At 75.5% G+C, this 15,461-nt stretch carries 12 protein-coding genes and 1 pseudogene; 5 read left to right on the top strand and 8 right to left on the bottom strand.

The window, feature by feature from the left end:
* Positions 1–66: 66 nt before the first annotated feature.
* A complete protein-coding gene (locus ACWIX3_RS12595; RefSeq protein ID WP_448612406.1) occupies positions 67–546 on the bottom strand; it encodes a hypothetical protein in 480 nt (159 codons plus the stop codon).
* Positions 547–880: 334 nt separating this feature from the next.
* On the opposite strand from ACWIX3_RS12595, the gene ACWIX3_RS12590 reads away from it, so the two are divergent.
* A complete protein-coding gene (locus ACWIX3_RS12590; protein WP_448612405.1) occupies positions 881–1,789 on the top strand; it encodes an SDR family oxidoreductase in 909 nt (302 codons plus the stop codon).
* A gap of 74 nt (positions 1,790–1,863) precedes the next feature.
* Here ACWIX3_RS12590 and ACWIX3_RS12585 read toward each other — a convergent pair whose 3' ends face one another.
* Entirely contained in the window at positions 1,864–2,313 is a 450-nt protein-coding gene (locus ACWIX3_RS12585; protein WP_448612404.1) for a nuclear transport factor 2 family protein, read from the bottom strand.
* Positions 2,314–2,419: 106 nt separating this feature from the next.
* Here ACWIX3_RS12585 and ACWIX3_RS12580 point away from each other — a divergent pair, with 106 nt between their 5' ends.
* Both ACWIX3_RS12580 and ACWIX3_RS12575 read left to right on the top strand, forming a co-directional pair.
* A complete protein-coding gene (locus ACWIX3_RS12580) occupies positions 2,420–5,278 on the top strand; it encodes an FAD-binding and (Fe-S)-binding domain-containing protein (RefSeq protein ID WP_448612403.1) in 2,859 nt (952 codons plus the stop codon).
* A 1-nt stretch (position 5,279) separates the two neighbouring features.
* Entirely contained in the window at positions 5,280–6,434 is a 1,155-nt protein-coding gene (locus ACWIX3_RS12575; RefSeq protein ID WP_448612402.1) for a MalY/PatB family protein, read from the top strand.
* Between the two features lie 229 nt (positions 6,435–6,663).
* Here ACWIX3_RS12575 and ACWIX3_RS12570 read toward each other — a convergent pair whose 3' ends face one another.
* The 5 genes from ACWIX3_RS12570 to ACWIX3_RS12550 all read right to left on the bottom strand — a co-directional run bounded on the left by ACWIX3_RS12570 (position 6,664) and on the right by ACWIX3_RS12550 (position 11,523).
* Complete coding sequence (locus ACWIX3_RS12570) at positions 6,664–7,599, bottom strand: patatin-like phospholipase family protein (RefSeq protein WP_448612401.1); 936 nt, start codon at positions 7,597–7,599, stop codon at positions 6,664–6,666.
* 82 nt (positions 7,600–7,681) lie between these two features.
* A complete protein-coding gene (locus ACWIX3_RS12565) occupies positions 7,682–8,662 on the bottom strand; it encodes an intradiol ring-cleavage dioxygenase (protein WP_448612400.1) in 981 nt (326 codons plus the stop codon).
* A gap of 147 nt (positions 8,663–8,809) precedes the next feature.
* Complete coding sequence (locus ACWIX3_RS12560; protein ID WP_448612399.1) at positions 8,810–9,625, bottom strand: glycerophosphodiester phosphodiesterase; 816 nt, start codon at positions 9,623–9,625, stop codon at positions 8,810–8,812.
* A 148-nt stretch (positions 9,626–9,773) separates the two neighbouring features.
* Positions 9,774–10,361 carry a hypothetical protein gene (locus tag ACWIX3_RS12555; protein ID WP_448612398.1) on the bottom strand — a complete coding sequence of 196 codons (588 nt, stop codon included), beginning with the start codon at positions 10,359–10,361 and terminating at the stop codon, positions 9,774–9,776.
* 13 nt (positions 10,362–10,374) lie between these two features.
* Positions 10,375–11,523, bottom strand: coding sequence for a zinc-dependent alcohol dehydrogenase (locus tag ACWIX3_RS12550; protein ID WP_448612397.1), 1,149 nt, complete (start codon positions 11,521–11,523; stop codon positions 10,375–10,377).
* 137 nt (positions 11,524–11,660) lie between these two features.
* Here ACWIX3_RS12550 and ACWIX3_RS12545 point away from each other — a divergent pair, with 137 nt between their 5' ends.
* Entirely contained in the window at positions 11,661–13,577 is a 1,917-nt protein-coding gene (locus tag ACWIX3_RS12545; RefSeq protein ID WP_448612396.1) for a putative bifunctional diguanylate cyclase/phosphodiesterase, read from the top strand.
* A gap of 10 nt (positions 13,578–13,587) precedes the next feature.
* Here ACWIX3_RS12545 and ACWIX3_RS12540 read toward each other — a convergent pair whose 3' ends face one another.
* Entirely contained in the window at positions 13,588–14,409 is an 822-nt protein-coding gene (locus ACWIX3_RS12540) for a sulfurtransferase (protein ID WP_448612395.1), read from the bottom strand.
* Here ACWIX3_RS12540 and ACWIX3_RS12535 point away from each other — a divergent pair.
* Positions 14,290–15,432: pseudogene (locus tag ACWIX3_RS12535) on the top strand (Brp/Blh family beta-carotene 15,15'-dioxygenase); the annotation flags it as partial. The gene ACWIX3_RS12540 and the pseudogene ACWIX3_RS12535 sit on opposite strands and share 120 nt — an antisense overlap.
* Positions 15,433–15,461: the final 29 nt, after the last annotated feature.

Below are 15,461 nucleotides of genomic sequence, written 5' to 3'. Positions count from 1 at the left end.
GGCGGGACCCTGCGGGGGGCCGTTCCAGGACGTCACCAGGCCCGGGCGGTGCCAGGGAGGGGACCGTCAGTCCTCCGGGTGAGCGGTCCGCGCGACGTAGCCCAGGCCCACCGGGCGCTCGCCGGCCAGGTGCAGCGCCTCGACCGCACCGACGTCGTCCAGCCCGCCCCGTCCGGTCAGCTCGAAGAGCTCGACCTGCTCCTCGATCCACCGCTGGTGGCCGTTCCAGGCGGTCAGCGCAGTGGTGCCGAGCACGGCCCCGATCTGCTCCCACGAGGCGCCGGCCCGCCGCGCGGCGTGGATGCCCCGGTGCTGCGCGTCGTAGGCGCGCCGGGCGACGCCGATGCCGAGGTCCAGCAGCTCCAGGGACTCCTCGAGGTCCAGCGGTTCGACCTGCCCGCGCAGGTGGTCGGTCCAGGAGTACGAGGGCCTGACATCGGGACGCTCCACCGTCGCCGCGCTGTCCCGCCGGCTCAGGTAGTCCAGCCGGGTCACCGCCGTGACGATCGGGATCTCGGCCCCGAGGAGTGCATGCCAGCCCGTCATGGCGACCGAGGATCGACGACCTCCGCTCAGGGACCTCCTGCGATCCCGCGTGTCGCCGGCGGCGGTGCGGACACGCGGCCCGGCATCACCCTCCCCACCGGGACGGTCACCCAACAGAGGGAACGGCGGTGGACGCCGCCTGGGGTCCGGGCACCTCGTGTCCGCGAACGGGCGCACGGCCTCGCCGTGACAGCCGGACAGCGCCGTCCGGGTGCGCGAGGACCGAGTTCCGGAACGGCGGAGCGAGTTCCGGGTCCGGCCGCCGGCGGACGTGACGGGGCGTTGACGGCGGTCTGGCACCGTGCCTGCCTGGGTCATCACCCCGGGAGGAATCATGGCCGAGCTCCTGCTCTGTGGCGCGACCGGCGACCTGGGCGGCCGGATCGCCGTCCGGCTGACCGAGCGCCGGATCCCGTTCCGGGCGCTGGTCCGGCCGCACGGCGACACCGCCGCCCTGCGGTCGTCCGGTGTCGAGCTCAGCGTCGGCGACCTCACCGACCCGGCCGGTCTCGATCGGGCGCTGGACGGGGTGCGCACGGTCGTCACCACCGCCAACGGCATGGGACGAAACCTGGCCGGGGCGAGGGACGTGTCCATCGAGCGGGTCGACCTCGCCGGGAACGCCGCCCTGGTGCGGGCGGCCGAGGCGGCCGGCGTCGAGCGGTTCGTGTTCGTCTCCTCGCAGGGCATGACCGACGCGATGGTGGACCTGGTGCCCCTCTTCGCCGCGAAGCGGGCCACCGAGCGGCTGCTGCAGGCCTCGCCCGTTCGGTCGGTGCTCGTCCGGCCGGCCGCGTTCCAGGAGACGTGGCTCGGACCGGAGTCCGGCATCCGGCCGGACAAGCGACTGGCCGTGATCCACGGTCGCGGCCGCACACCCGTGCCGTACGTCGCCGAGGACGACGTCGCCGAGGCCTGCGTGCGCCTGGCCACGATGGCCGACCCGCCCGAGGCGCTGGACCTCGGTGGACCGGAGGCGCTGACCCGGCACGAGGTCGTCGACGCCTTCGAGCGCGCGCTCGGCGTGCGCATGCGCCGGGTCGTCGTCCCCCGCCCGGTGCTCGCGTTCGGCGCCCGGGCCCTGCGCCGGCGTCGGCCGGAGCTCGCCTCGGCCCTCGGCATCGCCCTGTACAGGGACGTGTGTGCGGAGGGAGGCGTCGAGGGCCTGCGGGCCCTGGGCATCGAGCCGCGGGCCGCCTCGGCACACATCGCCGGCCTGGCACGAGAGGTCGCCCACGCCTGACCCCGGCGGGCGCCCGTGGGCACCAGCGGCTCTCCAGCGCCCCGGCGTCCGGTCAGCCCTCGGTACCGGAACCGTCAGTCCCCGGTGACCGCGTCGGCGGGCGTGCGCAGCCGGACGGCGTCCAGACCGACCAGGACCCCCAGCTCGTCGGCGACCATGACGATGTCGGTGATCCGGCCGTCGGCGACGGTGAGGACGTCGATCACCCGCAGCCAGAGCTCCCGCCCGGTGGCCGGTACCGGACCGGCGGACGTCGTCCAGGTGCCGACCTGACGGCCGCCCATCCGGAAGGCGACCGCGACCCGGTCCCCCTCCTCGACGACCGACAGGACCTCCCGCCGCACCGGGTCGAACGTGTGCTGCACGGCCCGCGCCCGGACGACCAGGTCGGCCGGGCGGATTGCCGTGCCGTTGACCGTCACCGGGTCGGCGTACAGCTCGCGGAAGGCGTCAGCCGCGGCGGCGTCGTCCACCGGCAGGGGGTCCGACCACAGCCGCAGCAGCCGCTCGACGTCGAAGGCCATCGCCCCATGCTGGTTCGGTTCGGCCGACCCGCCCAGGGGCCGACGTCCCGTCGACGGGCCGGTGCGGTGTACAAGGAGGAGGCACCGACGCGACGAGGGAGCGCTGATGACACAGGCACCGGAGGTGGCGACCGACCTGACAGCGGCGCTGCGCCGCGCGGGGATCGGCGACGTCGACGACTCCGGCCTGGCCCGGTCGCTGTACTCCTCCGACGGCTCGCTGTACCGGGTGCTGCCCCGCGCGGTGGTGCGCCCCCGGCACCCCGATGAGATCGAGGCCACCCTCGCCGTCTGCCGGGAGCTCGGCGTCCCGCTCACGGCCCGCGGCGCGGGCACCTCGATCGCCGGGAACGCGGTCGGCCCCGGCGTCGTCCTCGACACCAGCCGGTACCTGTCCCGGGTGCACGCGATCGACCCCGAGGCACGGACGGCGACCGTCGACCCGGGCCTGGTGCAGGCGGCGCTGCAGACCGCGGCCCGGCCGCACGGGCTGCGCTTCGGACCCGACCCGAGCACGCACAACCGCTGCACGATCGGCGGGATGATCGGCAACAACGCCTGCGGCTCGCGCGCCCTGGGCTACGGCCGGACGTCGGACAACGTGGTCGGCCTCGACGTCGTCACCGGCACCGGCGAGCGGCTCCGGCTCGGGGCGGACGGCCCGACGAGCGGCGGGGTGCTCGACGAGCTGCGGCGGCTGGTGGACGGCGAGCTCGCGGCGATCCGCACCGAGCTGGGCCGCTTCGGCCGGCAGGTGTCGGGCTACTCGCTGGAGCACCTGCTGCCCGAGCGGGGCTTCGACGTCGCCCGCGCGCTCGTCGGCAGCGAGGGCACGCTCGCGGTGGTGCTCGGCGCGACCGTGCGGCTGGTCGCCGACGCTCCCTTCCGCGGTCTGGTGGTGCTCGGCTACCCGTCGATGGCCGACGCCGCCGACGCCACCCCGGGGCTGCTGCCGCACGAGCCCACCGCCGTCGAGGGCCTCGACCAGCGGATCGTGCAACGGCTCCGCGACGTCCCCGCAGCGGTCGTGCCCGACCTCCCCCGCGGCGACGGGTGGCTGATCGTCGAGCTCACCGGCGACACGGTCGCCGAGGTCGAGACCAAGGCGAGGGGCGTGCTCGCCGACGCCGGCGCGCTGGACTCGATGGTGGTCACCGACGTGGCTGAGGCCGCGGCGATCTGGCGGATCCGCGAGGACGGCGCGGGGCTGGCCGGACGCACCTCCGAGGGCCGCCCCGCGCACGCCGGCTGGGAGGACGCGGCGGTGCCGGTCGAGCAGCTCGGCGCCTACCTGCGCGAGTTCGAGGCCCTGCTCACCAGGCACGGCCTGCAGGGGGTCCCGTACGGCCACTTCGGCGACGGCTGCGTGCACGTGCGCATCGACTTCCCCCTGGGCCGGGGCGAGGACGGCGGCCGCGCGGCCTACCGCGGCTTCGTGCAGGACGCCGCGGCGCTGGTAGCCCGCTACGGCGGGTCGGTCTCCGGCGAGCACGGCGACGGCCGGGCACGCAGCGAGCTGCTGTCGCACATGTACTCCCCGCACGTCCTCGGCCTCTTTGAGCGGGTCAAGGGGTTGTTCGACCCGGCCGACGTGCTCAACCCCGGCGTCCTGGTCCGCCCGGCCCGGGTCGAGGACGACATCCGCGTCGCCGCCGCACCCCGGCGGACGACGGACCTCGCGCTGGCCTACCGGCACGACGGGGGCGACTTCTCCGCGGCGGTGCACCGCTGCACCGGCGTCGGCAAGTGCCGGGCCGACCTGCAGGCCAGCGGTGGGGTGATGTGCCCGTCGTGGCCGGCGACGCGGGAGGAGAAGGACACCACCCGCGGCCGGGCCCGCGTGCTGCAGGAGATGCTCGCCCCGGGCGGGCCGGTGCGGGACTGGCGCTCGCCGGAGGTGCACCAGGCCCTCGACCTCTGCCTGTCCTGCAAGGGCTGCTCGCGGGACTGCCCCACCGGCGTGGACATGGCCTCCTACAAGGCCGAGGTGCTGCACCAGAGCTACCGCCGCCGGCTGCGCCCACGCGCGCACTACACGCTGGGCTGGTTGCCGCGCTGGGCGGACGTCGCAGCACGCGCGCCCCGGCTGGCCAACGCGGTCACGAGGTCGCGCCTCGGCGGGCGGCTGGCGAAGTGGGGGGCCGGCGTCGACCAGCGCCGCTCGCTGCCGGCGTTCGCCTCGCGCACCTTCCGGGAGCAATGGCGTTCCCGCCCCTCCCCACGGCCGGCCCCGGCCAGGGACGGCCGTGGGGCGGGCGGGCGAGCAGTCGCGCTGTGGGTGGACTCCTTCACCGACCACTTCGCGCCCGAGGTGGCGCTCGCCACCGCCGCGGTGCTGGAGGACGCCGGCTACCGGGTGCAGGTGCCCCCGGCCGAGGCGTGCTGCGGGCTGACCTGGATCACCACCGGCCAGCTGGACGCCGCCCGCCGGACCCTGGGCCGCACCGTCGAGCTGCTCGCCCCGCTGGTGGACGACGGGATCCCGGTGGTGGGCGTGGAGCCCTCCTGCACCGCGGTGCTGCGGCACGAGGCGCTGGAGCTGGTGGGCGGGGTGGCCGCGGAGCGGGTCGCCGCGGGCACCCGCACGCTGGCCGAGCTGCTCCGGGAGACCCCGGGTTGGAGGCCACCGTCCCTGGCCGGGGTGGCGGTCGTCGCCCAGCCGCACTGCCACCACCACGCCGTCCTGGGGTGGGCCACCGACGAGTGGCTGCTGCGGGAGGCCGGCGCCACGGTCACCCGGGTCGGCGGCTGCTGCGGGCTGGCCGGCAACTGGGGGGTCGAGCGCGGCCACCACGAGGTGTCGGTGACGATCGCCGAGCAGCAGCTGCTGCCCGCCGTCCGGGCCGCGGGACCGGACGCCGTCGTCCTCGCCGACGGCTTCTCCTGCCGCACCCAGCTCGACCAGCTCGCCGGTCGCGACGGCGTGCACCTGGCCCAGCTGCTGGCCCGGGCCACCGGCGTCTGAGGTGGCCGGTTTCGACGACCTCACCGTCGAGGAGCTGCGGCGCCGCGGCGGCCTCAAGTGGTCGCTGTACCCGGAGGCGATCGGGGCGTTCGTCGCCGAGATGGACTTCGGCACCGCGCCGGCGGTCACCGAGGCGCTGCACGCGGCGGTGGACTCCGCGGCCTTCGGCTACCTGCCACCGGCGCTGCTGCAGGGGATGTCCGAGGCGTACGCGGCGTGGTCGGCCGACCGGTACGGCTGGGCGGTGCCGCCCGAGCGGGTGCGCCCGGTGGCCGACGTCCTGGCCGGGCTGGTCGCCGCGACCGAGCACTTCTCCCGGCCGGGCAGCCCGGTGATCCTGCCGACGCCGGCCTACATGCCCTTCCTCACCCTGCCGCCCGCGCTGGGCCGCGAGGTCGTCCAGGTGCCGATGGCCCGGGACGGCGACCGGTACGTCTACGACCTCGACGCCCTCGACGCGGCGTTCCGGGCCGGCGCGCACCTGCTCGTGCTGTGCAACCCGCACAACCCGATCGGCCGGGTGCTGGAGCCCGCGGAGATGACCGCGGTCGCCGAGGTGGTCGAGCGGCACGGCGGGCGGGTGTTCTCCGACGAGATCCACGCGCCGCTGGTGTACCACGGTCACCGGCACGTCCCCTACGCCTCGCTCGGGGAGGTGCCGGCCGGGCACACGGTCACCGCGACCTCGGCGTCCAAGGCGTGGAACCTGCCCGGCCTGAAGTGCGCGCAGCTGGTGCTGTCGAACGACGCCGACGCCGCCAGGTGGGCCCGGGTGGGCCTGCACGCCGAGCACGGCGCCTCCACCCTCGGCGTCGTGGCGAACACCGCCGCCTACACCGCCGGTGCCGAGTGGCTGGACGAGGTCCTGGCCCACCTGGAGGGCAACCGCCGGCTGCTGGCCGACCTGGTCGCCGAGCACCTGCCCGGCGTCCGGTACGCCCCGCCCGAGGGCACCTACCTGGCCTGGCTCGACTGCCGGGAGCTGGGTCTGCCCGAGCCCGGCGCCTTCTTCCTCGAGCGCGCCGGGGTGGCCCTGACCGAGGGGTTGCTGTGCGGCGCCGCCGGTGAACGGTTCGTCCGGCTGAACGTCGCGACCCCGCGGCCGGTGCTGGTGCAGGCCGTCGAGCGGATGGGCGCGGCGCTCGCCGCCCGCTGACGGGCGGTGTCGCCACCCGGCTCCGACCACCTGGATCGCGCGTCGCCCCGCGGGCGGCTACGGGCACCGACCGAGGGTGCATCGGTCCACGCCCGGGAGGGCCGACCCGGCCGCGGTGTCAGGTGCCGCTCGTGGCTGCCGCTGGACCGAGCGCGGCCGCCTGCTCCGGTTCCAGGTTCGCGAACGGGTGATCGTCGGCAGTCCCGTGCGGCCGCGACGGCGGCCTGCGTCAGCCGGGCAGCCCGGCCAGGAATGCGTCCGCCTGCTCCCGTCCCGCGTCGAACAGCCGGCGGATGAACGCCGGCCGGCGGTCCAGCTTGCTGGCGACGTCGAGGTCGAGGTCGAGACCGATCTCGCGGATCTCGATGCGCCGGTACGGATCGCCGAGACGGTCCGCCCACTCGTTGACCTTGCGGATGAGATGCAGCTCCTGCTCCAGCGACAGGTTGCCGGCCAGCTCGTTCCGCCTGTCCGCGATGTCGCCCACCGTCTTCGGCTCGGTGGCCCGGGCGCGCGGGTTGATCCGGATCACCCAGATCTCCTCCGGGCCGGCGTAGGGTAGCTGGCGCACCGGCGGGTTCTGGCTGAACAGCCCGTCCCAGTAGAACCGGCCCCTCTCCTCGACGGCGCGGAAGAGCAACGGGACGGCGGCCGAGGCCAGCACGGCGTTCACGGTGATCTCCCCGCGCCGGCTGGAGAAGGCCTTGAAGTCGCCGCTGAGGACGTCGACGGCGCCGAGGAGCAGCAGCGGCTGGTCCTCCGGTGGGGACTCCTGCAGCCGGGCCAGCCGGTCGACGTCCACGGAACGGGTGAGCAGGTCGGTGAAGGCCGCACCGGCGAAGGCCGGATAGACGTAGGGGCTCACCGCCGGGAGCGATACCCGTCCCTCCAGCCGGGCCAGACCGACCAGCCAGGCGTTCGCCGCCTTCCCGCTCAGCGTGGTGGCCGAGTTGGCCTCCCAGAAGCGCTCCAGCAGCCGGCCGGCCTCGGCCGCGCCGCCGGTCAGCAGGCCGTACCAGGCCAGCAGAGCGCAGACCGCGCCGCCCGAGGTGCCGGACAGCCCGACGACCCGGTGGTCCCTGCTGGCCAGCAGACGCTGCAGCACGCCGCCGGTGAACGCCGTGTGGCTGCCGCCGCCCTGGCACGCGATCGCGACCGTCCTCATCCGGAACGCCTCCCCACTCGGACCACGGTGCCCACCATCTTCCAACCGGGCGGTTGCTGCGGCGTCGACGGCCGCCGGGATGTCAGTTGCCCGGCGGGGCGGGCGGCGCGGTGCCGCCGGGTCCACCGCGGGGCGGCGCGCCACCGGGGACGCCGGAGGGTGCGCCGTCGCCGCCCAGCCCACCGCCGGTCGGGGTCGTGGAGGTGTCCACGCCGACCGCGAGGCGGACGGTGCAGCCGCCGGCGACGTCGCCGGTCACGGTGGCCAGCTGGCCGGCGCCGCCGTCGTCCCCGAAGACGTTGTCGCCGGCCAGGCTGACCCGCGACAGGTTGCCCACCGACGCCTCGTAGCCGGCAGTCGCGTAGACCGCCTCGCAGACGTCCTGCGGCAGCGCGACCTGCGAGGTGGCGATGGCGTTCGCGGAGTCGGTGATGGCGGCCTGGTCCGGGTAGACCTCGAAGTGGACGTGCGGCCAGCGCCCGTCGTAGCAGGCCGGGAAGACGCTGGTGAAGCGGACCAGGCCGTCGGCGTCGGCGACCTGGACGCCGCGCAGGTAGTTCTGGTCCTCGATGCCCGCGGAGTAGAGCGAGTAGCCGCCCTCGCGGCTGCAGTGCCACACGTAGACGGCGACGCCCTCGAACGGCACCCCGCCGCTCGCCAGGTCGGCGATGGTCAGCTCCAGGGTCATCGGCACCCCCTCGGCGGTCCCGCTGTACTCCCCGAAGCTGGACCGGATGTCGCTGCGCACGATGCCGCTCTGCTCCAGCACGTCGGGGCCGTTGGAGCCGTCGCCCGGGTAGGGGCCTGCGGTCTCCTCCGGGATCTCGCCGGAGGCCGTCGTGGCGGCGGACGCCGACGCCGAGGACGAGCTCGTCGACCCGCCCGGGCCGCAGGCCGCCAGGCCCGCCGACGCCGCACCGAGGCCGAGGACGGTCAGCAACCGGCGGCGGCTGAGCAGGGTGCCGACGTCGAAGCCGAGGCCCTGGTCGACGAGCTCCTCGTCGGGCCGGGGCAGCGGGCGGCCCTGGTAGGTGGGGGTCAGGTCCTGTCGCGGGTGCTGCACGGGTTCTCCTGGGTCCTCGTCACTGACGGCGACGGTAGAGGCCATCTCCGTACCTCAGCTGGACGACGCCTGGGAGTCGGCTGGAGGTCAGGACAGCCGCAGCCTGCGAGGCACCCGCGCCTCACGGCTCGTGTGCGGCTCCACGCGTCACCGACGACCGCCTGCCGCCGACCCCTCGAGGGTCCCGGGCGCCCTGGGTCCGAGGAGCTCGAGGACCCTCGGGACGTCGTCCAGGACCACGGCGTCGGCGCCCGCCTCGAGCAGCGCGCCGGCCAGGTGGGCGTCCGGGCACCAGACCATGAGCCGGCGCCCGGCGCCGTGGACGAACGGCAGCGTGCCGGCCACGGTGGCCGGGTCGACCGTCCCGGGACCGCGGTCGGCGAGTGATCCGACGTGCAGCCCGAGCACGTCGACGTCCATGTGCGCGCAGGCGGCCACCGCGACGTCGAGGGGGAAGTGGCGCCAGGTGAGCCAACCCAGCGGCAGCGCGGGCACCCGGGCGCGCAGCAGACCCAGCGCCGCGGGGTCGAAGGACGTGACCATCAGCGGCCGGCGGCGCACCTCGGCCGCGACGACGGGGACGAGCAGGGCCGCGGTGGTCCGCGCCGGCGGTCGCAGGCTGTCGTCGATGGCGGACTTGAGGTCCAGGTCCAGTCCCACCCCCGGGACCAGCCGCTCCACCAGCGTGCGCAGCTGGAGCGTGCCGCGCCGATCGGCCTCGGCCGCGTCGACGTCGGCCACGCGGGTGCCGTCCGGGTACGCCTCGTCGTGCGCCACCACCAGGACGTCGTCCGCCGTCCGCCGAACGTCGGCCTCCACCCAGGTCATCCCCAGGTCGGCCGCCGCCGTGAACGACGCCAGGGTGTTCTCCCGGTGGCCGCGGACGACCCCGCAGCCCAGACCGCGGTGCCCGATCAGGGCCGGCCCGGCACCGAACACGCGCGCGGTCGGGCGGAGGGGCACGGTCCCGACAGGCGCACTGCGGGGGCGGGGCACCCCGATGGGCGGCATGGCGTCCCTCTGTTCCAGGACGGGGGTCGAGCAGGCCGTGCCCGTCCATTCCACCGCTGCGACCGAGGCACGTCGATGGGGAACGGCGCCGTTCGGTGCGTCAGCGGCGCAGGGCCCGCACCAGGCGGCGGACGCCGGTCCAGGCCACGACCGCGCCGGCCACCCACGGCCCGGCCACGATCACCGGGTCGATGACGTGGTGGCGGGCGTCGGAGCGCCCGCGGCGCGAGCGCAGCCCGCCGTGGGTCCACTCGGCCTTCACGCCGGTCTGGGTCAGGGGGTTGTCCGGGTGCAGCGTGGCGAACGAGCGCAGGTGGCTGCCCCAGGCGTCGACCCGGTCGCCGACGATCAGCAGCAGCCAGTGCGCCAGGCGGCCCTCGCTGAAGCGCCGGTAGGCCAGCTTCCGGATGGCCCCGGACAGCCCCCTGGGCGGCTGCGCGGTGCCGAAGACCGGGGTGACGAAGGCGTGCTCGATCGACCGCTCCCGGGGCCACTTCTCCGGCTGCCGCTCGGGGAAGTCCCAGTGCGCGCCGGTGTCGGCCGGGTACTGCAGCTTCGGGTACGAGGGTCGGTCGGCGGGGTCGAGGTCGGCCCCCCAGCCGGGGATCCGGGCCCGCAGCTGCTCCGGCGTCTCGCGGGGTGGGCGCTTGTCCCGGACGTAGGCGCTCGGGATCTCGGGGTCGGTCATCGTTCCTCCTCGCTCAGGCCGCGTCGGGCAGGACCAGCGGCTTGATGCAGCCGTCGAGCTTCGCGGAGAACACGTGGTAGGCCTCGGCGATGTGCTCCAGCGGGAACCGGTGGGTGACCATCGCCCGCGGCGTCAGGTGGCCGTTGCGCACGTGCTCGAACATCCGCGGCCACTGCCGCTTCACCGGCGTCTGGTTCATCCGCAGGGTGAGCCCCTTGTTGAGCGCGTCCCCGAACTTCACCGCGTTGGGGATCGGCCCGTAGGCGCCGACGACGGAGACGGTGCCACCCTTGCGCACCCCGTCGATCGCCCAGTTCAGCGCGACCGGGGAACCGCCCTGCAGCTTGAGCTTGGTCCCGGTCACCTGCTGCAGGAGGTTGCCGTCGGCCTCCGCGCCCGCCGCCTCGATGACGACGTCGGCGCCGAGGAAGTCGGTCTGCTTCTTCAGCTCGACCACGACGTCGTCGTACTCGTCGTAGTCCAGCGTCTCGGCGTGGGCCATGCTCCGCGCCTTCTCCAGCCGCTCCTGCAGGTGGTCGACGACGATGACCCGGCCCGCGCCCATCAACCACGACGACTGGGCGGCGATCAGGCCGACCGGCCCGGCGCCGAGGACGACGACCGTGTCGCCCTCGGCGATGTCGCCCAGCTGCGCGCCGAAGTAGCCGGTCGCGGCCGCGTCGGTCAGCAGGACGGCGTCCTCGTCGTGCATCCAGTCGGGGATCCGGACCGGACCGACGTCGGCGAACGGGACGCGGACGTACTGCGACTGGCCGCCGTCGTAGCCGCCGGTGGTGTGCGAGTAGCCGTAGATGCCGCCGACCGCCGTGGCGTTCGGGTTGACGTTGTGGCAGTTGGAGTACAGGCCGCGGGCGCAGAACCAGCACGACCCGCAGAAGATGTTGAACGGCACCATCACCCGGTCGCCGACCTGCAGGTTCCGGACCGACGACCCGACCTGCTCCACGATCCCGATGAACTCGTGGCCGAACGTGTGCCCGATCCGCGTGTCCGGCATGAGGCCGTGGTAGAGGTGCAGGTCCGAGCCGCAGATCGCGGCCAGCGTGACCCGCACGATCGCGTCGTTGGGGTGCTCGATGGCGGGCACGTCCTTCTCCTCGACCCGCACCTTGTAGGGACCCCGGTAGACCATGGCCCGCATCGCACGCCCTCCTCGGACTCCGGGTGCCGGGACGACACCCACCCGTTGGCCGGGGTCGGCTGCCCGGCGCCCTCCCGCACCTTGACCGACCCGCCGGCCGGCGGCCAGTCGGGGCACCGGTCCCCCGGACGGGTGAGGTGGGCGGGAGTGAGCTGGAGACCCCCGGTCCCGACGCCGAGGACACCTGCATGCTCGAGGCACTGCACCGGCCGCTCACGACGGCCCTGCCCCAGGGCCGGCACCTGCCCCAGGAGGTCTGGCACCGGCGTCACCGGGCCGTCGTCCGGGTCGCCGCCGCGCAGGCGGGCGGGCTGGGCGTCCTGGCGCTGCTGCTCGGCCGGTCGCCGCTGCTCGCTCTGCTCCTCACGCTGGCGGTCGCCTATCCCCTGGTGTTCACCGTGCTGCCCGGGGCCGGCCGCGGTCTGCGCTCGGCAGCCGCCACGGCCAGCCTGCTCGCCGCCTCGGTCGTCCTGGTCTACCTCATGGAGGGCCTCACCGAGGCGCACTTCCACTTCTTCGTCATGGTCGGGCTCTCGGCGCTGTACCAGAACTGGGTGCCCTTCGGGATGGCGCTGGCCGTCGTCCTCGCCCACCACGGCGTCCTCGGGACGCTGTTCCCGCAGTCGGTCTTCGGCCACGGCAGCGCGCAGCACTCGCCGTGGACCTGGGCCCTCGTCCACGGGGCCTTCGTGCTCGCTGCGAGCCTGGCCCACCTCGCCGCCTGGCGGCTCAACGAGCAGCAGGGGCTGCGCGACCCGCTCACCGGCCTGGCCAACCGCACGCTGCTGCTGGAGACCACCGACCGGATGCTGGCCCGGCGGTCCGGGCCGACCAGCGTGCTGTTCCTCGACCTCGACGACTTCAAGGACATCAACGACTCCCGAGGCCACGCCGCGGGCGACGAGCTGCTGACGACGGTGAGCCAGCGGCTCGAGAGCTGCGTGCGCTCGGTCGACCAGGTGGCCCGGTTGGGCGGCGACGAGTTCGCCGTCGTGGTCGCCGGCTCCGCCTGCACGGCTGCGGAGATCGGCGGGCGCGTGCTCAGCGCCCTGGCCGAGCCGGTCGTCGTCGACGGCCGGCCGGTGCACGTGCGGGTGAGCATCGGCGTCGCCGACTCCGTCTCGGCCGGGGACCGCTCCGCCGACACGCTGCTGCGCAACGCCGACCTGGCGATGTACCTGGCCAAGTCCTCGGGCAAGAACCGCGTGGTCGTCTACGCCGAGGGGATGGAGCGGGCCGCCCAGTCGAAGGCGGAGCTGGTCACCGACCTCGACTCCGCCGTCGCCGAGGGGCAGCTCGCCGTCCACTACCAGCCGACGGTCGAGCTCACCGCGGGCGCGACCACCGGCTACGAGGCGCTGCTGCGCTGGCAGCACCCCACCCGCGGGCTGGTCCCGCCCACGGAGTTCATCCCGCTGGCCGAGGAGAGCGGCGCCATCGTCGAGATCGGCCGCTGGGTGCTCACCGAGGCCACCGGCCAGGCCGCGCGCTGGTCGAAGGAGGCCGGCCGGCCGATCGACATCGCGGTCAACCTCTCGCCGCGGCAGCTGCTCGACGACGACGTGGTGGCCACCGTCCGCGCGGCGCTGGCCGACAGCGGGCTGCCCGCCGGGCAGCTCACCCTCGAGTTGACCGAGAGCGTGTTGATCGACGACGTGGAGGCCGTGGTCGGCAGCCTCCGCGCGCTGCGCGGCCTCGGCGTCCGCATCGCCATCGACGACTTCGGCACCGGCTACTCGAGCCTGTCCTACCTGCGCCGGCTGCCCGCGGACGTCGTGAAGATCGACCGCAGCTTCGTGCAGGACCTGGGTTCGGGCGGCCGGTCGACCACCCTGGTGGCCTCGATCATCGAGCTGGCCCGCAGCCTGGACCTCGAGGTGGTCGCCGAGGGCGTCGAGACCGAGGAGCAGCACGCCGTCCTCGGCCGGCTGGCCTGCTCGCACGCACAGGGCTACCTCTTCGGCCGCCCCCTGCCCGCCTCCGCCCAGGCGCCGGCCGTCCCCGCGGGGATCCCGCGGCCCCGCCCGGGGACGCTGCTCGCCGGACGAGCCTGACCGGCCCTGGTCAGCACGGCCGGTCGCCCACGGCGATCGGCCGGTCCGGATCGGCGCTGTACTGCGACCACGAGCCCGGGTACAGCCGGCCCTGCGGCAGGCCCGCCAGCTCCAGCGCGAGCAGGTTGTGGCAGGCCGTCACCCCGGAGCCGCAGTAGGACACCACGTCGCTGCCGGCGGTGACCCCGGCCGCGGCGAAGGTCGCGCGCAGCTGTTCGACGGGCAGGAAGCGGCCGTCGGCCCCGAGGTTGGCCCGGGCTGGCACGTTGACCGCCCCGGGCACGTGACCCGCCCGCGGGTCCACCGGCTCGTGGTCCCCGCGGTAGCGCTCGGGGTCGCGCGCGTCCAGCACCACCGCGGCCGGGTCGACGGCGTCCTCGGGCCCGGCCAGCCGCTGCGCCGGCCACGGGCGCGCGGTGAACACCGCCGGGGCCGGCTCGGGCACCGCCTGCTCCAGCGGGCCGTCCCAGGCCGCGACACCACCGTCGAGCAGCGCCGCGTCGTGCCCGGTTCCCCGCAGCATCCAGACCAGCCGGGCGGCGACCACCCCGCCCGCGTCGTCGTAGGCCACCACGGGATCGTCGTCGCCGATGCCGAGCGCGGCCATCCCCTCGGCGAAGACCTCCGGCTCCGGCAGCGGGTGCCGCCCAGCGCCGGGTTCGGCGCGCGCGGCCAGCCAGCGGTCCAGGTCGACGAAGACCGCGCCCGGAAGGTGACCGGCGTCGTAGGCGGCGCGGCCGGACCGGCCGTCGAGGTACCAGCGGACGTCGGCGACGACGACGTCCTCGCGGTGCTCGCGCAGCCAGGACGCGCCGACGACGGGAGGCAGCATGGCGGCGACCCTACGACCGGGTCCTCGGTCTCCGCTGGGGCGCACGGGGTGACTGCGCCCTCCGGAGCGGGTACCGGCCGCCGCGTGGCCGTGTCCTCCCGGGTCGCCTCGGCGCGACCGGCGACCCCGTTCGCCGCCCCGGCACGCGTGGCGACGGCGGTCTCGGGCGCGGCGGTGGCCGTCGTCCTGCTGGTCGAGGTGGCCGTCCCCGGCGGATGGGGGGACGCCGCTCCCGCGCTGCTGGTCACCGGGCTGCTGCTCGGCCTGCCGCACGGCGCGGTCGACCACCTGGTCCCGGCCGCGCGGCTGCGCTGGTCACCGTCCCGGGTGGCCCTCTTCGCCGCCGCCTACGCCGCGCTGGCCGCCGCGGCGTGGCTCGCCTTCCGCGCCTGGCCCGGCCCCGCGCTGCTGCTGTTCGTCGCCGTCTCGGCGTGGCACTTCGGCACCGGGGAGACCGCCTTCGCCGACCTGCGGGCCGGCCACCCGGTGCGGCGGCGGCCGGCCGCGGCCCTCGTCGTCGGGGCCGTCGTGCTCCTCGTGCCGCTGGTGCGCGGCACGGCCGAGACCGCCGCGGTGGTCGCCGCCCTCGTCCCCGGCTCCGACGGGACGCTGCCCGCGGGCGTGCGGACGGCGGTCCTCGCCGTCGTCCTGCCGGCCGCAGTGCTGCTGGCCGGGCAGCGACTGCGGCACGGGCAGCGGCTGGAGGCCGCCGAACTGGCCGGGCTGACCGCCCTGGTGCTCGTCGTCCCGCCGCTGGCGGCGTTCGGCGTGTACTTCGGCTGCTGGCACGCGGTGCGGCACGTGGCGCGCGTCGTGGCCGAGGACCCGGCCGCGGCCGGTGACCTGTCCGCCGGGCGGCTGGGCCGGCCGCTGCGCCGCTTCGCCGTCCGGGCCGCGCTCCCGACGGCCGCCGTCCTCGTCGTGCTGGTCCTGCTGTGGTCGGCGGCCGGGGGGTGGCGCGCGTTCGTGGCCACCGACCTGCCGCTGCTGGCCGCGCTGACCCTCCCGCACGTCCTCGTCGTCGGTTGGCTGGACGCCGCGCCGCCGCGCGG

Source organism: Geodermatophilus sp. URMC 60, assembly GCF_053502585.1.
This window is presented reverse-complemented; position numbering and strand designations above follow the sequence as displayed.

Coding starts and splice junctions, on each gene's coding strand:
- ACWIX3_RS12595 (WP_448612406.1), bottom strand. CDS start 546: ATGACGGGCTGGCATGCACTCCTCGGGGCCGAGATCCCGATCGTCACG.
- ACWIX3_RS12550 (WP_448612397.1), bottom strand. CDS start 11,523: ATGCGGGCCATGGTCTACCGGGGTCCCTACAAGGTGCGGGTCGAGGAG.
- ACWIX3_RS12570 (WP_448612401.1), bottom strand. CDS start 7,599: ATGAGGACGGTCGCGATCGCGTGCCAGGGCGGCGGCAGCCACACGGCG.
- ACWIX3_RS12585 (WP_448612404.1), bottom strand. CDS start 2,313: ATGGCCTTCGACGTCGAGCGGCTGCTGCGGCTGTGGTCGGACCCCCTG.
- ACWIX3_RS12590 (WP_448612405.1), top strand. CDS start 881: ATGGCCGAGCTCCTGCTCTGTGGCGCGACCGGCGACCTGGGCGGCCGG.
- ACWIX3_RS12555 (WP_448612398.1), bottom strand. CDS start 10,361: ATGACCGACCCCGAGATCCCGAGCGCCTACGTCCGGGACAAGCGCCCA.
- ACWIX3_RS12540 (WP_448612395.1), bottom strand. CDS start 14,409: ATGCTGCCTCCCGTCGTCGGCGCGTCCTGGCTGCGCGAGCACCGCGAG.
- ACWIX3_RS12580 (WP_448612403.1), top strand. CDS start 2,420: ATGACACAGGCACCGGAGGTGGCGACCGACCTGACAGCGGCGCTGCGC.